General features: G+C 70.6%; 19 protein-coding genes. 4 read left to right on the forward strand and 15 right to left on the reverse strand.

Features of this window, described 5'->3' with window-relative positions; genetic code table 11:
- Together ACZ7OU_RS37750 and ACZ7OU_RS37755 are read right to left on the reverse strand one after the other, a co-directional pair.
- Window positions 1-354 carry a DUF2255 family protein gene (locus ACZ7OU_RS37750; protein WP_470258929.1) on the reverse strand — a complete coding sequence of 118 codons (354 nt, stop codon included), beginning with the start codon at window positions 352-354 and terminating at the stop codon, window positions 1-3.
- Complete coding sequence (locus ACZ7OU_RS37755) at window positions 351-1,748, reverse strand: MFS transporter (protein WP_470258930.1); 1,398 nt, start codon at window positions 1,746-1,748, stop codon at window positions 351-353. The genes ACZ7OU_RS37750 and ACZ7OU_RS37755 overlap by 4 nt, the downstream gene beginning before the upstream one ends.
- A 138-nt stretch (window positions 1,749-1,886) precedes the next feature.
- Here ACZ7OU_RS37755 and ACZ7OU_RS37760 point away from each other — a divergent pair, with 138 nt between their 5' ends.
- Both ACZ7OU_RS37760 and ACZ7OU_RS37765 read left to right on the forward strand, forming a co-directional pair.
- Window positions 1,887-2,756, forward strand: a complete 870-nt coding sequence (locus ACZ7OU_RS37760; RefSeq protein WP_470258931.1) for a helix-turn-helix transcriptional regulator — start codon at window positions 1,887-1,889, stop codon at window positions 2,754-2,756.
- 13 nt (window positions 2,757-2,769) lie between these two features.
- On the forward strand, window positions 2,770-3,189 hold the full coding sequence (locus ACZ7OU_RS37765) for a (R)-mandelonitrile lyase (RefSeq protein WP_470243112.1): 420 nt from the start codon (window positions 2,770-2,772) through the stop codon (window positions 3,187-3,189).
- On the opposite strand, the gene ACZ7OU_RS37770 is transcribed toward ACZ7OU_RS37765, so the two are convergent.
- From ACZ7OU_RS37770 to ACZ7OU_RS37805, 8 genes are read right to left on the reverse strand one after another with little or no spacing between them, the layout of a single operon-like run.
- Window positions 3,137-4,429, reverse strand: coding sequence for an aspartate aminotransferase family protein (locus ACZ7OU_RS37770; RefSeq protein ID WP_470258932.1), 1,293 nt, complete (start codon window positions 4,427-4,429; stop codon window positions 3,137-3,139). The two genes, ACZ7OU_RS37765 and ACZ7OU_RS37770, sit on opposite strands and share 53 nt — an antisense overlap.
- Window positions 4,429-5,538 (reverse strand): Zn-dependent alcohol dehydrogenase, encoded by a 1,110-nt coding sequence (locus tag ACZ7OU_RS37775; protein ID WP_470258933.1) that lies wholly within the window; start codon window positions 5,536-5,538, stop codon window positions 4,429-4,431. Before ACZ7OU_RS37775 ends, ACZ7OU_RS37770 begins: the two co-directional genes overlap by 1 nt.
- Entirely contained in the window at window positions 5,535-6,809 is a 1,275-nt protein-coding gene (locus ACZ7OU_RS37780) for an NAD-dependent succinate-semialdehyde dehydrogenase (RefSeq protein ID WP_470258934.1), read from the reverse strand. Before ACZ7OU_RS37780 ends, ACZ7OU_RS37775 begins: the two co-directional genes overlap by 4 nt.
- On the reverse strand, window positions 6,806-7,510 hold the full coding sequence (locus ACZ7OU_RS37785) for a transporter (protein WP_470258935.1): 705 nt from the start codon (window positions 7,508-7,510) through the stop codon (window positions 6,806-6,808). Before ACZ7OU_RS37785 ends, ACZ7OU_RS37780 begins: the two co-directional genes overlap by 4 nt.
- Entirely contained in the window at window positions 7,507-8,889 is a 1,383-nt protein-coding gene (locus ACZ7OU_RS37790; protein WP_470258936.1) for a flavin monoamine oxidase family protein, read from the reverse strand. The genes ACZ7OU_RS37785 and ACZ7OU_RS37790 overlap by 4 nt, the downstream gene beginning before the upstream one ends.
- Before the next feature lie 13 nt (window positions 8,890-8,902).
- Window positions 8,903-10,249 carry an NAD(P)/FAD-dependent oxidoreductase gene (locus ACZ7OU_RS37795; protein WP_470258937.1) on the reverse strand — a complete coding sequence of 449 codons (1,347 nt, stop codon included), beginning with the start codon at window positions 10,247-10,249 and terminating at the stop codon, window positions 8,903-8,905.
- A complete protein-coding gene (locus ACZ7OU_RS37800) occupies window positions 10,246-11,145 on the reverse strand; it encodes an alpha/beta fold hydrolase (protein ID WP_470258938.1) in 900 nt (299 codons plus the stop codon). The genes ACZ7OU_RS37795 and ACZ7OU_RS37800 overlap by 4 nt, the downstream gene beginning before the upstream one ends.
- Window positions 11,138-12,631, reverse strand: coding sequence for a flavin-containing monooxygenase (locus ACZ7OU_RS37805; RefSeq protein WP_470258939.1), 1,494 nt, complete (start codon window positions 12,629-12,631; stop codon window positions 11,138-11,140). Before ACZ7OU_RS37805 ends, ACZ7OU_RS37800 begins: the two co-directional genes overlap by 8 nt.
- Before the next feature lie 123 nt (window positions 12,632-12,754).
- Here ACZ7OU_RS37805 and ACZ7OU_RS37810 point away from each other — a divergent pair, with 123 nt between their 5' ends.
- Complete coding sequence (locus ACZ7OU_RS37810) at window positions 12,755-13,975, forward strand: helix-turn-helix domain-containing protein (RefSeq protein ID WP_470258940.1); 1,221 nt, start codon at window positions 12,755-12,757, stop codon at window positions 13,973-13,975.
- 3 nt (window positions 13,976-13,978) lie between these two features.
- Here ACZ7OU_RS37810 and ACZ7OU_RS37815 read toward each other — a convergent pair whose 3' ends face one another.
- The 4 genes from ACZ7OU_RS37815 to ACZ7OU_RS37830 form a co-directional block, all read right to left on the reverse strand.
- Complete coding sequence (locus tag ACZ7OU_RS37815) at window positions 13,979-15,214, reverse strand: MFS transporter (protein WP_470258941.1); 1,236 nt, start codon at window positions 15,212-15,214, stop codon at window positions 13,979-13,981.
- A 180-nt stretch (window positions 15,215-15,394) separates the two neighbouring features.
- Window positions 15,395-16,249, reverse strand: a complete 855-nt coding sequence (locus ACZ7OU_RS37820) for an alpha/beta fold hydrolase (RefSeq protein WP_470258942.1) — start codon at window positions 16,247-16,249, stop codon at window positions 15,395-15,397.
- Between the two features lie 16 nt (window positions 16,250-16,265).
- A complete protein-coding gene (locus ACZ7OU_RS37825; RefSeq protein ID WP_470258943.1) occupies window positions 16,266-17,117 on the reverse strand; it encodes an alpha/beta fold hydrolase in 852 nt (283 codons plus the stop codon).
- Between the two features lie 62 nt (window positions 17,118-17,179).
- A complete protein-coding gene (locus ACZ7OU_RS37830; RefSeq protein ID WP_470258944.1) occupies window positions 17,180-17,764 on the reverse strand; it encodes a TetR/AcrR family transcriptional regulator in 585 nt (194 codons plus the stop codon).
- Between the two features lie 135 nt (window positions 17,765-17,899).
- On the opposite strand from ACZ7OU_RS37830, the gene ACZ7OU_RS37835 reads away from it, so the two are divergent.
- Entirely contained in the window at window positions 17,900-18,904 is a 1,005-nt protein-coding gene (locus ACZ7OU_RS37835) for an NADP-dependent oxidoreductase (protein WP_470259045.1), read from the forward strand.
- A 172-nt stretch (window positions 18,905-19,076) separates the two neighbouring features.
- Here ACZ7OU_RS37835 and ACZ7OU_RS37840 read toward each other — a convergent pair whose 3' ends face one another.
- A complete protein-coding gene (locus ACZ7OU_RS37840; protein ID WP_470258945.1) occupies window positions 19,077-19,409 on the reverse strand; it encodes a helix-turn-helix domain-containing protein in 333 nt (110 codons plus the stop codon).
- Window positions 19,410-20,085 lie beyond the last annotated feature (676 nt).

The following is a 20,085-nucleotide window of genomic DNA, read 5'->3' on the forward strand; positions in this document are numbered from 1 at the left end:
TCAGCGCGGCGCGAGCCGCAGGGTCGCCGCCCTCGCGGCGAGCATCGGGTCGAGGTAAGTGCGGCCGTAGCGGGCGTACTTGGCGCGGTAGGCCGCGTCCACCGCGGCATCGACGTCCTGCCCGGGGTGCTCGGCGGTGACGTCGGCTTCGGCACCGGCGGCGCGCACGCGGGCGTGGCCGGTACCGGCGGCGTGCCGGTACCAGGCGCCGCCGGATCCGCGGTAGGAGCGGACATAGACCTGGTCGCCGGCGCGCACGACCCAGATCGGTACCCAGGGCCGCGGTGTCCCTTCGGGACGGATGGTGGTGATCTCCAGTTCGTCGGCCGCGGCGACGATGTCGAAGTCGGTCACGGGTTCTCCTTCACGAGGGTCGGCCGCAGCCGCAGGGCCGCGGCGGTGGTGACGGCCAAGACGGCCGCGGCGAGCAGCAGGCTCGTCTGGACGCCCCGGGTGAACGTCGCGGGGTCGGCGAGCAGGCCACCGAACGCCGCCACCGCGAGCGCGCCGCCGACCTGGCGGCTGGTGTTGAACACCCCGGACGCGGTGCCCGCCAGCTCCCCGGGGACGGCGTCGAGCAGCACCGCCGTCGCGGGCGGGGCGACCAGCGGGCCGCCGAGCCCGACCAGCACCATCAGCCCCGAGAACACCCACAGCGGCGCCGAAGCCGGCAGCAGACCGAGGGCGAGCAGACCGAGGGTCATCGCGGCGAGGCCGGCGGTGATCAAGGTGCGGCGGCCGAGGCGTTCGGCCAGCCGCGCCGAGAAAGGCGTCAGCGCGGCGCCGATCGCCATCATCGGCAGGAACACCAGCCCGGTGCCCAGCGGGGACAGCCCGCGTTGCTGCTGCAGGAACAGGCTCGCCACGAACGGCAGGCCGTAGTAGCCGACCATGAACGCGAACCCGGTCACCACGACGATCACGACCGTGCGGGAACGGAACAACCGCGGCGGCACCATCGGGTGCGTCACTCGCGCCTGTACCCGCACGAATGTCGCCAGCGCGACCAGCGCGACGGCGAACGCCAGAAGGACCTGGGGCGCGGTCAATCCGGTCGTGCCGGCCTCGATGGCGCCGTAGGTCAGCCCGCCCATCGCGGTGGCCGCGGTGACCTGGCCGGCCCAGTCCACCGGCGTGGCCCGCCGCGGCGACGGCGCCACCCTGGCCACCAGCGCCAGAGCGGCCGCCCCGACCGGCAGGTTCACGGCGAAGATCCACCGCCAGTCCAGCAGCTCCAGGACGCCGCCGAGCAGCGGCCCGGACGTCGACGCGAGCGCGCCGCCCATCGCCCACACCGCCACCGCCCGGCCGCGAGCGACCGGGTGGGGATAAGCCTGCCGGATCAGCGCCATCGACGACGGCATCAGCACCGCCGCGGCGGTCCCCTGCAGGAACCGGGCGGCCACCAACGCCGGGAGCGTCGGCGCCGTCCCGCAGGCGGCGGACACCACGACGAACAGGACCATCCCGGCGGCGAACGCGCGGCGTGCCCCGAACCGGTCGGTCACCGAACCCGCGGTCAGCAGCAGGGCGGCGAACATCAGCGTGTAGCCGTCGAGCACCCACTGCAGCCCGCCGATCCCGCCACCGAGGTCGGTGCGGATGGCCGGCAACGCGACGTTGACGATGACCGCGTCGAGAGTGATGACGAAGAACCCGAGGACCGCCGCTGCCAGGGCCCTGTGCGGGTGCGCGGAAGCCGGTGCTCCGTCCGCGACGCGACTACTTTCAGTTACTTCACTGGTCATGGTCTCCTCACTCGCCGACCCCGGGGATCCGTTGGTCACCGTCGAGGAAACCCCACTTCGCAAGCGCGTGGGAGGTCGGGTTTATGGGGGTGGAAGCTCGACCTCCCTCACGACCGCGATCGACGTAGAGTGAGGTACATGGACCAGCGAGCCGAGATCCGGGAGTTCCTCGCCACCCGGCGAGCGAAGCTCACGCCCGAGCAGGCAGGGCTGCCCCGCGGCGCCGGAAGACGCCGCGTACCCGGGCTGCGCCGCGAGGAAGTCGCCGTGCTCGCCGGCGTGAGCACCGACTGGTACATCCGGCTCGAAAAGGGCCACATCGCCGGCGTGTCCGACGACGTCCTCGACGCCGTCGCCCGCGCCCTGCAGCTCGACGAAGCCGAACGCACCCACCTGTTCAACCTCGCCCGCGCCGCCAAACCCGGCCGAACCCCGCGCCGGCGCGCCAAACCGCAGCTGCGGCCGAGCGTGCAGCGGATCCTCGACTCGATGACCACGACCGCGGCGTTCGTCCGCAACGGGCGGCTGGACATCCTCGCCACCAACCCGCTCGGCCACGCCCTCTACGCACCGGTCCTCGACAACCCCGCCCACCGCGGCAACATCGCGCGGTTCAACTTCCTCGACCCGGCCGCCGGGGACTACTACCCCGACGTCGACGCGGCGTGCGACACCACCGTCGCGTTGCTGCGCACCGAAGCCGGCCGCGACCCGCACAACCGCGAGCTCACCGACCTCGTCGGCGAGCTCGCCACCCGCAGCGACGCTTTCCGCACCCGCTGGGGCGCCCACAACGTCCGCCTCCACCGCGCCGGCCTGAAGTGCTTCCACCACCCCGTCGTCGGTGACCTCGACCTCGACTTCGACTCCCTGGACCTACCGAGCGACACCGCGGACAAGCTGACCCTCACCGCCTACACCGCCGAACCCGGTACTCCGGCAGCGGACGCACTGGCACTGCTCGCCAGCTGGGCCGCCACCCACACCACCGACCAGCACATCCGATAACCGAAGGACACCAGTGGAACTCACCCCCGTGAACGACACCGCCAAGGCACCGGAGGCCGCTTTCACCGGTGACGTCTACGTCACCCCGATCAAGAAGGCCGAACCCGCCTCACATCTGATCGCCTCCCTGGTCCGGTTCACCCCCGGCGCCCGCACCCACTGGCACTCCCACGCCAACGGACAGACCCTCCACGTCACCGAGGGCGCCGGCTACGTCGCCAACCGCGACGGCCAGGTCATCCGCATGCGCGCGGGCGACACCGTCTGGACCCCACCCGGCGAAGAACACTGGCACGGCGGCACGAACACCACCTGCATGAGCCACCTCGCCATGCTCGAAGGCACCGACGACGGCGACGGCACGACCTGGCTCGAAGCGGTCACGGACGAGCAGTACGAGGCTGCTCACCAGAGCCAGGCCACGGACTTGTAGCCGACCAGTCAGCGGGCGGGAGCGCGGCGAGTGCCTCGGCCGTTGCCTCGATGTCCGAGGTGGTGTGCGCTGTGCTGAGGAAAACCTTGCCGGACGGCATGAACAGGAAGCCCTGGCGCAGCATCCCCTCCAGGATCACCGTCCAGAGCCCGCCGGTGCCGTGGAGTCCGGTCGCCCCGTCCGCGGGGACGTATTGGAGGAGCGAGCCGACCCGGTTGAAGCGGCCCGAACCGAGGGCGCCGCCGACGAGGGCTTCGAACTCCGACGACGTCTTCTCGAGCGCCTCGTAGACCGCCGGGTCCGCCAGCACGCGCATCGTCGCCTCGACGGCCGCGAGCGCGATCGGGTTGGCGTTGAACGTTCCCGCGTGGACGACGCCGGCCGTCACCTGGTCGATCAGGTCCGCCCGGCCGACGACGGCACTCTGGGTGAAGCCTCCGGCCATCGCCTTTCCGAACACGGACAGGTCGGGGCGGACGCCGTACCTCTCGGCCGCGCCGCCGCGTGCGATCCGGAACCCGGCGATCACCTCGTCGAAGATGAGGACGACGCCGTATCGGTCGCACAGGTTCCGCAGCGTGGCCAGGAATTCCGGCGACGGCGCCTCGACACCGGCGTTGCTCATCACCGGGTCGACGAGCACCGCCGCGAGGTCGGGCTCGCCCAGGAGGCGCTCGGTCAGCGGGACGTCGTTGAAGCGCCCGACGACCAAGTCGTCCAGAACGCTCGCCGACTGCCCTCTGCCGCCCGGCCGCGCGGGTCGATCACCGTCCTCTTCGGACATTCCGGCGTGCACGGTGTCGTGCCAGCCGTGGTAGCTCTTCGCGAACTTGAGTACGCGGCGCCGCCCCGTCGCGGCCCGAGCGAGACGCAGGGCGACCTGCACGGCTTCGGTTCCGGTGTTGCTCCACAGCAGCCGCTCGCCGTGGGGCACGGCTTCGAGGACCGCCTCCGCGGCGAGGTACTCGAGGGCGTGGCCGGTGCCGACGACCTGCATCTTCTTCGCGACCTCGGACACCGCGGACAGCACGCGCGGGTCGCCGTGACCGAGCACGAGCGGCCCCCAGGCCATGACGTAGTCGACGTACCGGTCGCCATCCAGGTCCCACACGTGCGCGCCTCGGGCCTCCCGCACGAAGAGCGGGTGGGGACGCATCGCGGCGCGCAGGCCCGACCCCACGCCGCCGCCGACGCTGCGGCGGGCTCGTTCGAACGCGAGACGGGACGATTCCAGAGCCATCAGTACTTGATCACCGTCCGGATGCCGACGCCGCGCTTCATCTCGTCGAACGCCTCGTTGACGTCCGCCAGATCGATCACGCGCGTCACCAGCGAGTCGAGATCGATGCGGTGGTTCATGTAGTGCTCGACCAGCAACGGGAAGTCGACGGCGGGCTTGCTCGAGCCGTAGTTGGAGCCGATGAGCGAAAGTTCCCGATCGGACAGGACGAACGGATCGATCGAGACGCGCACGCCGTCCGCCACCTGCCCGGCCACGACGGCCCTTCCGCCGCGCGCCAGCACCGAGTAGGCCGACTCGATGGTGCCGGGCAGCCCGATGGCCTCGATGGCGACATCCACGCCGCGTCCTCCGGTGAGCTGGGCGACCCGCTCCGCGAAATCCTCCCGGGCGCTGTTGATCACGTCGGTCGCGCCGAATACGCGGGCCTGCTCGAGCTTGGGGTCGGCGATGTCCGCGGCGATGATCTTCCGCGCGCCGACCAGGCGGGCACCCTGGATCGCGTTCAGCCCGACGCCGCCGCAGCCCAGCACCAGCACGGTGTCGCTCGGCCGGACCTGCGCGGTGGTGACCGCCGCCCCGACCCCGGTCGTGACCGCGCAGCCGATCAGGGCCGCCTGCTCGAACGGGGCGTCGTCCCGGATCGCGATGGCGCCCGACTCGGGCACGAGCGCGTACTGGCCGAACGTGCCGACGCCCGCGAAGCTGTGGACGTCCCGGTCGTCCGCCGTGACGCGGGTCCGGCCGTCGAACGACAGGTGGTTGGCCGAGTGCCGGCTGACCAGGTCGCAGAGGACGGGCCTGCCGCTGACGCAGTAGCGGCACCGGCGGCACGACGGTGTCCAGGACAGCACGACGTGATCGCCCTTCGCCAGCGTCGTGACCCCTTCGCCCACGCTCTCGACGATTCCGGCGCCTTCATGGCCGAGGATCATCGGCGACGGCACCTCCCATTCGCCGACGAGCACGTGCAGGTCGCTGTGGCACACCCCGCTCGCTTTGAGCCGCACCAGAACTTCACCCGGCGGCGTGGCGGGAAGCGAGACCCGCTCGACGGTCAGCGGCGCGTCCGGCGTCCTGAAGACGGCGGCGTCGAATTCGATGGTCACGGCAAGGTCCCCCCGCGGATCAGCTTCCTGTTGGCGAACTCGTCGATCCCCGCCCGGCCCAGCTCGCGGCCGAAGCCGGACCGCTTGATCCCGCCGAACGGCAGTTCGGGGCCTTCCAGGCCGACGCCGTTGACGAAGACCATGCCCGCCTCGATCCGGTCGGCGACGCGCATCGCCTGCTCGGGGTCCGTGGTGAAGACGTAGGAGCCCAGTCCGTACGGGGTGCTGTTGGCCAGCTCGACGGCTTCGGCTTCGGATCCCGCTCGGTAGACGGTCGCGACGGGGCCGAACAGTTCCTCGGCGGCCGACGGCGAAGACGGCGACACACCGGTCAGGACACCCGGCGGGAAGTACGCGCCTTCGCGCCGTCCTTCGCAGACCAGGGTCGCGCCGTCCTGGACCGCTCGCCGGACCTGTTCTTCGAGGCGCTCGGCGGCCGTCACCGACGACAGCGGAGCCAGTCCGTCGGCTTTGGCGAGCACCTTTTTTGTGAACCTGTCGAGGAATTCGTCGTAGATGTCCTCGGCGACGATGAACCGCTTGCCCGCGTTGCACGCTTGCCCGGCGTTCTCGAACCGGGCGTCCACCGCGGCCTGGACCGTGGCGTCCAGGTCCTCTGTGGACAGCACGAGGAACGGGTCCGAGCCGCCCAGCTCGAGCACGACCTTCTTGAGGTTGCGGCCCGCCGTTTCCGCGACCTGCGCTCCGCCTCGCTCGGAACCGGTGAAGGACACGCCTTGCACCCTGGTGTCGGCGATGGCGTCGGCGACCTGTTCGTTGGTCGCCCGGACGTTGACGTAGCAGCCCTCGGGGTAGCCGGCGTCGGTGAAGATCCGCTGCAGGGCCGCGGCCGAGTCCGGGCATTGCGGCGCGTGCTTGAGCACGATGGTGTTGCCCAGGGCGAGGTTGGGCGCGGCGAACCGGGCGACCTGGTAGTACGGGTAGTTCCAGGGCATGATGCCCAGCAGGACGCCGATCGGCTGGCGGCGGACGAACGCCGTGCCCTCCCCCTCGAGCAGCTCGACGGGCTCGTCGGCGAGGAACGTCTCCGCGTTCGCCGCGTAGTAGGCGTAGATGGACGCGCTGAACTCGACCTCGGCGACGGCCTCGTCCAGGGGTTTGCCCATCTCCTCGTGCGCGAGGCGGGCGAGTTCGCCGCTGCGCGCGGTGTGGAGGGCGGCGACGGTGTGCAGCAGTTCGGCACGCTGAGCCAGCGTGGTCGCTTTCGACCGGTAGGCCTTCTCGGCCAGGTCGAGCGCCCGGTCCATCATGAAGACGCACCCGCTTCCTGGGTCGGTTTCGCGCTCGAGGCCACGTTGTGGTCGTGCAGCGCGCGGTAGGCGAAGAAGTAGACGAATCCCTGCGTGCCCCACGTCGCCAAAGCGGCGGTGTAGAAGAACGTGCGGTTGGCGTCGTCGAACGGGAAGGGGAAGAAGTCGTAGACGATCGCGATGGTGGTGCCGGCCGCGGTGACCAGGCCCGTCCAGATCGCGGGCCACCTCGCGCCGACGTCCCACAGCCGCTTGGCGAAGTACGCCAGGAAGACCGCCGTGACGAGGTTGGCCACGACGTAGAACGCGGCGACGGCGAACGCGGCATGGTCGGCGTAGGGGTCTTCGCCGTGGAAGTGCCGGAGGAACAGCCCGGCCGCGGTGGCGAGCGCGAACACTCCGACGTCGACGGCGACGGACGGCTTGTAGCCACGGGTGACCTTCAGCAAGCCCATGACGAGGATGAGCGTGATGCCGACCGACCGCGAGAAGGCGTCGAAGAAGTACGCCACGCCGTACAGCACGCTGCTCTTGTCGCCGCCGAGCAACGACCAGATGAGGAAGTTGCTGCCCGAAGTCGCGACGACCATCCATTCGAGACCGAGCAGGTAGTTGCCGTAGCGGCGGATCAACCGCCAGCCGAAGAAGTAGCCGACGAAGATCATCCACAGGTCGGCGAGCAGGAAGAGCACGTCCTTCATCGCGCCGGCACCTCCCGCGCGACCATGGCCGCGACGCGCTCGGCGGCGCGCTGACCGCTCAGGACTGCGCCGTTCATGGAGCCCGCCCACTCCCCCGCGGTTTCCGTGCCGGCCCAGTGGACGCGGCCGTGGGGCTCGGTGAGCGCCGGGCCGTAGGTCGTGGTCGCGTACGGGGCGACGGCCGGGTTCGGGCCGCCCGGGGCGAACGGTTCGGCTCCCCAGCAGTGGTCGACGTAGTCGAGGGGGGCGCTCGCCTGCGTGCCGTACAGCTGGACGAGCTGCCGCAAAACCATGCCGCGCCGGGTCTCGGGGCCGAAGCCGTCGAACACGCGCGGGTCGCAGAACGCCATCAGGACACCGGGACCACCGTCGGGCGAGACGTCGAAGGTGACGAACACGGTCCCGGTGTCGGTCACCGCCTCGCCCGAAAGCCCGTTGGTCCGCCAAAACGGCTTGTCGTACGCGACGAACGCCTTGCTCAGGACGCCCATGCGCCACGTTTTCACGAGCCCTTCGGCCGGCTCGGGCAACGCCGGGTGGAACGCGATACCCGCGCGGTGTGCCGTCGCGACGGCGACGATCGCGTACTTCGCCGTGATCTCCGCCGAATCGGTGCGGACCAGGACACCGGAGTCGTCTTGGGTGATCCAACGCACCGGCGTCCCCAGGACGACGCGGTCACCGAGCCGCTCCGCGACCCGCTTCGCGATTTCCTGGGTGGTTTCGAGGTAGCGGTCCTGTTGCTGGCCGCCCTCCACGTCGAGCATGTGGTCCACGCCGCCCGCCGCGCGGATGTAGCGCAACGCGTGCAGCAGTGAGACGTCTCCCGGACTGCAGCCCCACTGCACCTTGCTGATGACGGTCATCAGGGCACGGGTGGCCGGCAGCGCGTTCTTCCGGTCGAGCCACTCGCCGAACGAGATCGCGTCGAACTCGCCGGCCCGGGGCGACTCCCAGGCCGCGTCGACGTCGACGGCCGCGACCAGCTTCTCCAGCGCCATCTGGACGCGGGCCATGTCCACCAGCGCCGCCGGCGAGACCTTGGGAATGGTGCCGCGGTAGGTGCGGCGCCGGCCGGCCATCCACAGGACGTTGCGTCCCTGGGCGAACTGGCCGGTCGTGGTGCACCCCACGCGGTCGGCGAGATCGCGGATCGCCGTGTGCCGCCGGGCGACCCACGTCGCGCCGAAGTCGACCGGCACGCCCGCCACCTCGCCGGACAGCGATCGGCCGCCGACCCGGTCGCGCCCTTCCAGGACGAGGACGGACAGGCCGGTGCTCACCAGCCGCTCGGCGGCACTCAGGCCGGCGAACCCGGCGCCGACGACCACGACGTCGACCGAGGTGGCCACGGGACGGCGCTCACGAGAGGGCGACATGATTTTCTCCTTTTCAGCGCACACGGGCGGCCGCGCGCAGGGCACGGCGCCGGCTGCCGTTGATCGAGTCGGTGAAGCGGTCGAGTGCCGACACCAGGCGGAGACTGCGCGGGCCGACCATCGCGAAGGGCGGGAACTTCGGCTTCTCCGCCCAGATGCCCTCGAGGTCGTCGTGCCGCGATCCGTCCACAATGGAGTCGGCGATGAGCGACCCGACGTACGGTGCCTGGGCGAGGCCGTGCCCGTTGCAGGCGATCGAGTAGTGGACGTTGTCCTCGAGCCGGCCGGCGATCGACAGCCAGGACGACGTGATCGCGATCCAGCCGCCCCACGCCCGCTCGACGGCGACGTCGGCCAGCGTCGGGAACCGGCTCGCGAACGCCCCGGCGAGCTCTTCGACCAGCTCGCGGTCCGGGGCCTTCGCCGGCAGGGGGTAGGTCATACCGCGCTCGACGCGCCGGACGCCGAACACGACGGTGCCGCGCGCGGTGAGGCGGTAGTGCTCCATGACCTGGTGCTGGGTGATCACTCCCGACCGGCTGCTCCAGCCCAGTGCGGCCAGCCGCTCCGGGGCGATGGGCTCGGTCTCCATCTCGATGAGCCACAGCGGCACCGAGAGGCGTTTCGGGGTGATGCTCCACTCCCCCGAGTAGGCGTTCGTCGCGAGCACCGCCTGCTTCGCCCGCACGGTGCCGCCGGAGGTCGAGATGACGACCTGGCCGCCCCGCCGCGTCACGTCGGTGACCTTGGTCCGCTCGAAAACCCGGGCCGACGACGAGACCAGGGCGCGGCGCACTCCCCGGCTCAGCTTGCCGGGGTTCAGCATTCCGCCCACGGCCTCGCGCATGCCGCCCACGAAGCCGCGGGGAATGCCGAGCTGCTCGCTCGTGCCGACGTGACCGCGTCCTCCGGCGCGCCGGAGGATCGCCGCCACGGTCCGGGTTCGCAGCATCTGCCCGGGTCCCACCGCGGCGAACGCCAGGCCGTTGGGCTCGTAGTCGCAGTCGATGGCGTGGGTCTTGATGAGGTCTTCCACGAAGCTCGCGGAATTCTCGGCCAGGCGCACCATTCCCGGCACCTTCTTGGGGTAGAAGAGGCTCAGCAGGCGGAGGTCCCCGCCCGGAACGCTCGCGATCTGGCCGCCGTTGCGCGAACTGGACCCGTAGCCGCAGAACTCGGCCTCCAGCAGCACGACGTCCCGGCCGCGCTCGGCGAGCCGCAACGCCGTCGCCATGCCGCCCATGCCCCCGCCGATGACCGCGACGTCGCACGTGACGTCGCCGTCGAGGCTCGGGAGGACGTCGGTGGGCGGGTCGATCCAGCCGCTGAAGGTGCTGCACTCGACGTTGTCGATCCTCATGATGCTCCTTCCGTCACGCGGCCGGCGTGGTCCGAGATGTGCCGGGTGATGGGCTCGACGACGGCCTCGGGGATGTGGTGACCCATGCCGGGGATGACGACGTGCCGGGCGCCGGGGATGGCCTTCGCCGTTGCGGCGCCGCCGCTGGGGGCGACCAGCAGGTCCCGGTCGCCGTTGACGACCAGGGTGGGCGCGGTGATCCGGCGCAGCTGGGCGGTCCGGTCTCCGGAGCGCTGGATCGCCTGGATCTGCCGGGCCGCACCCGCGGCCAGGTCGCCGGCGGCGCGGTCCCAGCCCCCGGCCGCCATGGCGGCCTCGGCCGCGTCGTCGATCGGGTACCCCGTGCCGGCGATGTGGCTGGTGATCCGCAGGTGGGCGCGTACCGCCGCGGTTCTGGTCCGGGCCGGTGGGCCGGCGAGGAGCAGGAGCGTCGACCGGGCCGGCTGACCGGCCTTCTTCGCCCCCGTGGTCGAGAAGATCGACGTCAGGGACAGGACCCGCGCGGGTTCGGTCGCGGCGATCGTCTGGGCGATCATCCCGCCCAGGGACCGGCCGGCCAGGTGGGCCTGCCGGATGCCGAGGTGGTCGAGGACGCCGACCGCGTCGGCGGCCATGTCCGCCAGCGAGTAGGCATCACGACGAGGGCGCGCGAGCAGCTGACGCCACAACGAGGGCGGTGGCGTGGTCGCGAACGTGGACCGGCCGACGTCGCGGTTGTCCATCGTGACGACCCGGAAACCCCGGGCCAGCAGCGAGTTGACGAACGAGCCGGTCCAGAAGGTGAGGTCCTCGCCCAATCCGGCGATGAGCAGGATCGCGGGGGCGGCCTGGTCGCCGTGGTCGCGGTAGCAGATGGTCGTGCCGGAGGGCAGCGCCGCGTAGTGGTCTTCAGACACGGGCGGACCGCCGTCCGGCGGACAGCGCGGTGCCGAACTCGAGGTTCTCGTCGGCGACCGGGCCGCGCAGGGCCTTGGCGTCTTCGGGGTAGGACATCGCCATCCGCCAGGGGGCGGTGTCTCCTTGCTTGGGCAGGATCTTCTCGGCGCGCTTGGCGTAGCCGGCCTGCAGGTCCATCACCGGCCGGCGCGGCGTGCCCGGGAGCGCGACCGGGACCACCCGGTCGTGGCCGTGCGCGTCCATGTGCCGCACCAGGTCGATGAAGTAGCGGCACATCAGGCTCACCTTGAGGGTCCAGGACGAGGTCGTGTAGCCGATCGCCATCGCCCAGTTCGGGATCCCGCTCAGCAGCATCCCGCGGTAGGAGACCGAGTCCGCGAGGTCGATCTCGCGCCCGTCGACCACGATCGGCATCCCGTCGAACAGCCGCATGGTCAACCCGGTCGCCGTGACGATGATGTCGGCTTCGAGCTCCTCGCCCGACTCCAGGACGATGCCGCGCTTGCTGAACCGCGTGATCGTGTCGGTGACGACGGAAGCGGTGCCAGCCTTGATCGCGGCGAAGAAGTCGCCGTCCGGGGCCAGGCACAGCCGCTGGTCCCACGGCTCGTACGGCGGGGTGAAGTGCTTGTCGACGTCGAAGCCCTTCGGCAGCCGCTTGCGGTTCTCGCGCCGGATCACCGCTCGCCCGAGCTGGGGGAACGCCCGCAGGCCCTTGACGGTCGCGTGTTCGATCCAGATGTTCTTGAACCGCGTCGCGGCGTACCCACGCTTCTCGCCGAGCAGCTTCGTGAGCGTCGTCGCGACCCGGTCGACGCGGGGCAGCGCCATGACGTAGGTAGGGGTGCGCTGCAGCATCGTGACGTGCCGGGCCTCGGCGGCCATCGCCGGCACCAGCGTGATCGCGGTCGCGCCGCTGCCGATGACGACGACCTTCTTGCCGCTGTGGTCGAGGTTCTCGGGCCAGTGCTGCGGGTGGACGATCCGGCCCGCGAAGTCGTCGCGCCCCGGGAACTCCGGCGAGAACCCCTTGTCGTACCGGTAGTAGCCGGTGGCGGCGAACACCCAGCGTGCGCGGATTGTCTTGACGGACTCCGGAGTCTCGACGCGCAGTGTCCACTTCGAGTCCACTGAGGACCATTCCGCCCGGACCACCCGGTGGCGTAGCCTGATGAGGCGCGCCAGGTCGTTCTCCTCGACCGTCTCCTGGAGGTACTCCCGGATCAGCGGGGCGTCGGCGATCGCGGCCTCGTGGCGCCACGGCTTGAACTCGTAGCCGAAGGTGTGCAGGTCCGAGTCCGAGCGGATACCGGGGTACCGGAAGAGATCCCAGGTACCCCCGATGTTGTCGCGACCCTCCAGCACGACGAGGGACTTCCCGGGGAGCTCCCGGCTGAAATAAGTCGCCGCGCCGATCCCGGAAATCCCCGCGCCGATGACGACCACGTCGAACTCCTCGTCGGCGTCCAGCACCTCAGCTGCCATGGTCTGCCTCTCCTCGCCGAGCCGGCTTTGTGATGGGTTCACTGTCGCCAAGCCATGGCCGCGGTCACAACGACAGCGGGCACAGGGTTCGCGCGGAGCTGGTGCACGGTGCACACTTCGGGGATGGAAGAGCTGTGGCCGGCGCCGCCCCTCGACGTCGCCGACGCGATCCGGTCCGTGTGCCAGCGGCTCCTGGCGGACACGGACGCGCTGACCGACGCCATCTCGACGCTCGCGCTCACGGCGCAGGACGACCCCGCGCTGCTCTCGGACGCGTCGCTGGTCGAGGAGGACCGCCACCTCAACCGCTCGGATCTGGTGCAGTGGCTGACTTCGAACATCCAGCACCCGGGGCGGCGGGTGGAGCCGTACGTCGGCCCGAGGATCACCGCGTACATCGGCGATCTCGTGGCCCGCGGCATCGCGCCCGACTTCGCCGGCGGATGGCGGGCGGCGCTGGGGATCGGCTGGCGCCGGTGGCTGGAGGAGTGCGCGGCGCACTGCGCGGATCGCGACCTGCTCGTGGGGGTCTTGGACGTGTCGGCGAAGTCGCTGGTGCAGTACGCCCTCGACTCGGTCGCGGTCCTGCGCGAGGTGAGCCTCGCCGCGGCGATGGGCAACGCGGACGCCGAGGCGATCGCCCTGATCCAGATGATCGCCGGCGGGGCACCGATGTCGGAGGACTTCGCCGAGGGACGCCTGCGCTACCGGATGGCGCGGTGGCACGTGGGCCTGGTGCTGTGGGTCGATGATCCCGGGCGGCACGACGCGCTGGACGAGGCGACCACGGCCGTGCGCTCCGCCACGGCGGACCGGAGCACGTTGGTGGCCCGTGCCAGTGCCACGTCACGCTGGATCTGGCTGTCCGGCACGGAGTCAGTCGACCTGCCCAAGGTCGAGGAGGTCGTGGCCGAGGAGGTTCGCGTGGCGGTGGGACGGCCGGGACGCGGGCTCGACGGGTTCCGGTCCAGCCACCAGGACGCCCTCTCGGCCCAGGCACTGGTCGTCCGGCTCGGCTCCGCCCGGCGGTTCACCGCCTACGCCGACGTCGAGCTGATCGACGTCCTCACCAAGGACCGCGCGAGCGCCCGCCGGTTCGTCGGCAACACCCTCGGTCCGCTGGCCGACGCCGACCCGGAGCTACGGCGGACGCTGCTCACCTACGTGCAGTGCGGCTTCAACACCACCCGGGCCGCCGCGGCCCTCTACGCCCACCGCAACACCGTCGAGCGGCGGGTCTCACGCGCCAACGAGCTCGCGGTCGTCAAGGTCGAGGACAACCCCACCCACGTCGCGGCGGCCCTGCTCGTCCTGGACATCGCGCCCGAGATCATGGCCGGTTGAGCTTCACCCCAACTTCCGGAACCAGCGTAAGGCCGGCAAGGCCAGCAGCGTCGCGCCGGACAGCGCCACGAAGGCGATGGCCGGGCTGGTCACGAGGAACCCGATCGCCGTCGCCAGCACGACCCCGCCCAGGTTGCCCGCCATCCAGATCAGCCCGGCGGCGGTGCTCTCGGCGTCGGGCGCGTGGCGCTCACTCAGCGAGAGCACGATGGGCAGCGCCGGCAGCAGCACGAAACCCGTCCCCAGCAGCGTCAGGAAGGCCATCGGCGTGCTGGGTACCAGGGCCAGGTGCAGGCACGCCACGGCCGTGAACGCGATGCCCGCGCCCATGAGCCCGACCTCGCGGCCGCGCCGGTCCGCCCACACCGGCACGACAGCGCAGCCGAGCACCCCGGCGATCATGGTGCCCGCGAGGATGAGCCCGGCGGTGGATTCCGGGACTCCGGCCGGCGCCAGCAGCGGTTGCGCGAACGTCGCGAGGGCGATGAACGTGCCCATGGGGACGGCGACGACCGCGCACAACCGCCGGATGTACCGGTTGCCGAACGCCGCACGCACGGCTCGGAGGCCGCCGACGGGGCTCGCCTGCGCCGGCGCGAAGCGCAGCGCTCCGACGAGGCACAGCGCGGCGTCCAGGGCGATCAGCGCGGTGATGAGCGTGAGGTCGCGGATGTGGCTCTCGCCGGGCAGGAACGCCCCGAGCAGATACCCCACGACCATCCCGCCGAAGGTGGCGGAGGACGCGGCGGCGATCCCGGCGGCGCGGTCCTTGGCGGCCAGGTAGCCCACGGCGAGACCCGGGATGGCGTTGAGGACGAACGGCTGCCCCGCCGCGGCGACGACCTGCCCGATCAAAGCCCAGGTGAAATCGTCGGCGACCAGCCTCAGGAACGCCCCGGCGGCGGTGAGGACCGCGCCGGCGACGAGGGCCGGCCGGAGAAACCGGTCGAGTGCGAGGCCCGCCGGGATCGCGAGCAGCACGTAGATCAGCGGGAAGACCTGCGACAACCAGCCGATCGCCCCGACCGAAACGCCGAAGTGCCGCGCGGCGTCCCCGGTCACGGGCGCGTAGGTCACGAAGAGTGCCTGGCTCGCGGCCGCCAGCAGCCCGTAGGCGAGAAGAACCAGCCACCGGCTCTTCACCTGCGGCTGGGCCTTCGGGGAAGCGACCCGCGTCCTGCGGCGTGGAGCGTGCAGACCGAACGACTCGCCACGCCGGCGGGCGGTGCTCCCGATCATGACCGTGACGACTGCGACCGCGCCGGCGGCGGCAGCACCACGCACTCTTCGCCGAGGGGGCGTCAAATCCGGCATCTGGTTGTCCTTGTCGGTCGATCGTGAGGCTCCACTGTCGCCATCGCGATCGTCCTTGGGTACGACACTTCGCACCCCGATCCGCCCCGCGCGGTGCATCCGGCACTATCGCGCCAGGAACTCCAGGGCCTTGTCGACGAACCGGGCGTGGAACTGGAAGATGCCGCCGTGGCCCGCGTCGGGGTAGATCACCAGTTCGCTGTCCGGCAGGCGACGGGCCAGGTCGTGGGTGTTCTTCGTCGGCACCATCCGGTCGTGGTCGCCGTTGGCGACCAGCACGGGCTGCCGGATGCCGGAGAGGTCGGACGGCGTGTCCAGGCCCCACCGGTGAATGGCCTTGAGCTGGGCGAGGTAGGCCCTCGGCGCGATCGCCTTGTCCCGGTCGTTCTTGCGTTCCTTCAACCGGGCCAGGAACTCCTTGCCCGCCCGCTTGCCGTTCGGCGTCCGGGTGAAGAAGAGGAACTGCTTCGGGTCCTGGAGCGTCAGCAGCGCCCGGACGGTGTCGAGGTTCGAGATCCGGGTGACGTTCTTGATGCCCTCACCTCCCGCGGGCCCGGTGCCGGCGATGATCAGCTTGCGGACCAGGTCCGGCTCGGTCTGGGCGATCACCTGCGCGATCATGCCGCCCATCGAGAACCCGAGCAGGTCGACCTTCGTCAAGCCCAGCGCGCGGATAAAGGTGACGGCGTCGGCCGCCATCGCCTGGATCGACTTCGGGGTGGTGCCGGTGGTCGCGCCCACGCCGCGGTTGTCGAAGGCGATGACCCGGTGGTGCGCGGCGATCCCGTCGACGACGCGGGGGTCCCAGTTGTCCAGGACCGCGGCCAGGTGGGTCAGGAAGACGACCGGGACCCCGGTCTTCGGGCCGAGCTCGCGGTAGGCGAAGTCGACGCCGCCGGCGGAGACGGTGCGGGTCGGTGCGTCCCGATAGGACAGGACGACGTCTTGGCTGTTGTTCATGGTTCGTCCTTTTCGGTCACTTGCCGAGGAAGAGGTCGACCTGGGCGGCGAACTCGTCGATGTGCTGGAACAGGAAGGCGTGGCCGGCGTCGCCGTAGAGGACCAGCGTGGAGTCGGGGACCTCTTCGACCGCCTTGTAGGAGCCGAGGGCGGAGATCATCACGTCGTGGATCCCGTTGGCGTACAGGACCGGCTGGCCGATCGCCCTCAGCTGGGCCTGCAGCTGGTCCCATTCCACGGCCAGGAGGCGTCCGACGGCGGCGAGCTGGCCCTGGGCGGCGTCCTCGGTGACCGCGGGACCGCCCGCTTCGAGGCGTTTGGCCACCTTCCCGAGGTGCTCGAGGCCCGCGGCCCGGGCCTGGTCGGTTTCCGGGTAGAAGAGGTAGAGCAGGTCTTCGGCGTCCGCGTCCGGTTTGGCCATGATGGACAGCACCTGCTCCCCCATCGCCGGGGTGCCCGGCGCGACACCCGGCCCGCTGCTGCCGGCGACGACGATCTTGCGCACGAGACCGGGCCGCCGGAGCGCCACGAGCTGCGCCACGATGCCGCCGAGCGACCAGCCGAGCAGGTCGACCGGCCCCAGCCCGAGGGCCTCGATGAACTCGATCGCGCCGTCGGCGAACCCCTCCGCGGTGTCGCGCGGCTCGCCGCCGGTGTACCCGATGCCGACGTTGTCGAACAGGATCACGTCGCGGTCCGCGGCGAGCCGGTCGACGAACTCCGGGTCCCACCAGTCGATGGTGCCGCGGAACCGCATGAGCAGGACCAGGGGCACGCCACCCCGCGGTCCGGTGCGCCGGTAGGTGAAGACCGCGGAAGGACCCGCGGCGGTGTGGTTCTCGAGGGTGTCAGCCGTGTACGTGGTCATGGTTTATATTATGACCATAATTCTATGAGCGGTGCAAGCACTCCCGTTCATGACGCGGCGGCTCAGCCGGCCGGCGGGGCGTCCAGCACGGTCAGCGCGTTGCGGATCCCCTGCTCCAGGACGCCGTCGGAGAGCTGCCGGTCGGCCAGGGCGCGAGCGAGCTGCAGGGTCCCGACCATCAGCGCGTAGATGCTGAGCGTCTTGACGCGCGCCGACGGCGGGTCGTGCGGCGCCAGGCGGGCGGCGATGTCGTCGATGACGGCCAGCACGCTTCCGGTGTAGGTCTCCTTGGTCGGATCCGCGCAGCGGCCGATCTCGTCCAGCAGCGCGGCGGACGGGCAGCCCTCTTCGGGATTGTCGCGGTGTTCGGGCGAGAGGTACGTACGCACCATCCGCTCGACGCCGTCGCGGCCGGGCGGGAACGAGGTGAGCCACTCGCGCTGACCGCGCAGCTGCTCGGAGACCACGGTGGCGACCAAGTCCTCTTTGGACTCGAAGTGGGCGTAGAAGGCGCCGTTGGTCAGGCCCGCGTCCTTCATGAGCGTGGCGACGCCGGAGCCGTCGATCCCGTCGCGCTTGAGCCGGCGCCCGGCCGTCTCGATGATCCGCTGCCGCGTCGCCTGCTTGTGCTCTTTCGCGTACCGCACCACGCGCGCCTCCACTCACCGGGACCGAAGCCCTTATGTTAGTACGATCATAATCTAAGTGCGGCCGACCCCCTTGCGGCCCGACCCGCCCAGACATATTGTAGTACGATCATAATCTAAAGATGGGTGACTGAGATGAAGGCGTTCGTCGTCGATCGCTACGGGAAGAACGGCAACACACTGCGGGCGGGCGACGTGCCTGAGCCCGCCGTCGGCGAGCACGACGTGCTGGTCGAGGTGCACGCCGCCGGCGTCAACGCCCTGGACTCGAAGATCAGGGACGGGGAGTTCAAGCTCTTCCTCCCCTACCGCCCGCCGTTCGTGCTGGGCAACGACGTGGCCGGTGTCGTGCTCCGCGTCGGGGCCCGCGTGCGCGAGTTCAAGCCCGGCGACGAGGTCTACGCGCGCCCGGACAAGGACCGGATCGGCACCTTCGCGGAGTTCATCGCCGTCCACGAAGACGACCTGGCCCTGAAGCCGAAGCGGCTCACGATGGCGGAAGCCGCTTCCGTCCCGCTCGTCGGTTTGACCGCCTGGCAGGCACTGATCGAACGTGCCCGGCTGCGCAAGGGGCAGAAGGTCTTCATCCAGGCGGGTTCCGGCGGCGTGGGGACGTTCGCGATCCAGCTGGCGAAGCACCTCGGCGCCACCGTCGCCACGACCACGAGCACGGCGAACGTCGACCTGGTCGAGCGCCTCGGCGCGGACGTCGTCATCGACTACCGCAAGGACGACTTCGAAGACGTCCTGCACGGCTACGACGTGGTCCTGCACAGCCTCGACGGCGAAGCGCTCAAGAAGTCCCTGCGGATCCTGAAGCCCGGCGGCAAGCTCATCTCCCTCTCCGGCCCACCCGACCCGGACTTCGCGCGGGAGATGGGAAAGCCGTGGATCCTGCGCCCGGCGACACGCGTGCTGAGCCACGGAATCCGGACCGCGGCCAAGCGCCGCCAGGTGGACTACTCGTTCCTCTTCATGCGCGCCGGCGGCCCCCAGCTCCGCGAGATCACCGCCCTCATCGACGCCGGTGTCATCGAGCCGGTCGTGGACCGGATCTTCCCCTTCGACGCGACCAACGACGCCATGGCGTACGTCGACAAAGGACGCGCCAGAGGCAAGGTCGTCGTCACGGTGCGCTGAGGAGGATCGGGGGGATCGACGATGACCGGGAGGCCGATCGCGTCGCGTTTCGCGTCGCCGCGCCCGCCGGCGACGGCGCGGACCGCTGCGGCGTCGCCGCGGATGGACCGCTGGCCCAGCGGTTCGATTCACTGCCGGGGGCCCTGGCCGAGTCGGGTCTCGGCCGACGAGCTCAGTTGCCGGCGCGGAGTTCGGTGTTGAGGCGCTGGGCTTCGTGGAGCTGGTCTTCGAGGGTGACGATGCGGCAGGCGGCGTCGATGGCGGTTCCCCGGTCGACCAGTTCGCGCACGCGGGCGGCCAGTCGCAGCTGCCGGCGTGAGTAGCGGCGGTGCCCGCCGGCGGAGCGTTGCGGCGTGATCAGCCCGGCTTCGTCGAGGCTGCGCAGAAAGCCTTGGGTGGTGCCGAGCAGGTCGGCGGCCCGGCCCATCGTGTAGGCGGGGTAGTGCTCGTCGTCGAACTTGTCGGCCGCGCCGGGCGTGGCCGGTCCTGCTTGCTCAGGGATCATCCGACCTCCACATCACAAAGGACCCCGGGTGCCGCGCACGGCACCCGGGGTCCTCAAGGGTTGGGTTTCACCATTGTCAACCGGCGCGACCGCCGGCTTCCTGCACCCGCGTCCGGCCGAAAGCCGGGTGTCGCGGGGATCGCTTACTCGTGACCGAGCACCACCTCCGAACTCGATGGGACTGCGGCACCCGCGCGGCGCTACTACCCAGCCGCTGCGGGCGATCCAATGATGCTCCCGATCCCTTCTCTCCTGTGTTTTCCACTTACTGGGTACTGCTGGTACTGCGTTCACTGCTACCGGCGCCACGGCTGGAACCCTTCCACTGATCGGTCCCAGCACGCTGACGCCGCTGGCCACTGCCCGAAGCCCCGTTCATTGATCGGCTCCGGCCACCTAACCGGTCCTGCAACTGCACTTGCGACTTGCACAAACAACTACGAGTACTGCTGATCTTCACTATCGGTACTGCCGAACTCGCGGCCACCAGCCGAAACCTTGTTCCGTGATCGGCTCCGCGCTGCCTGGCCGCCTTGTCTCACCTCGCGGGTAGTTACGTCCTCTCCCGCGCCTGCTTGACGTTGTCTTCCTCGTTACGAGTAGAACACTACACACACCCGCCATCCAATGTCTACTCCAGTCGGCATAGATTTTCTGAGACGCGTGGGACTGCAGG

Source organism: Amycolatopsis sp. NPDC114505 (genome assembly GCF_055633615.1).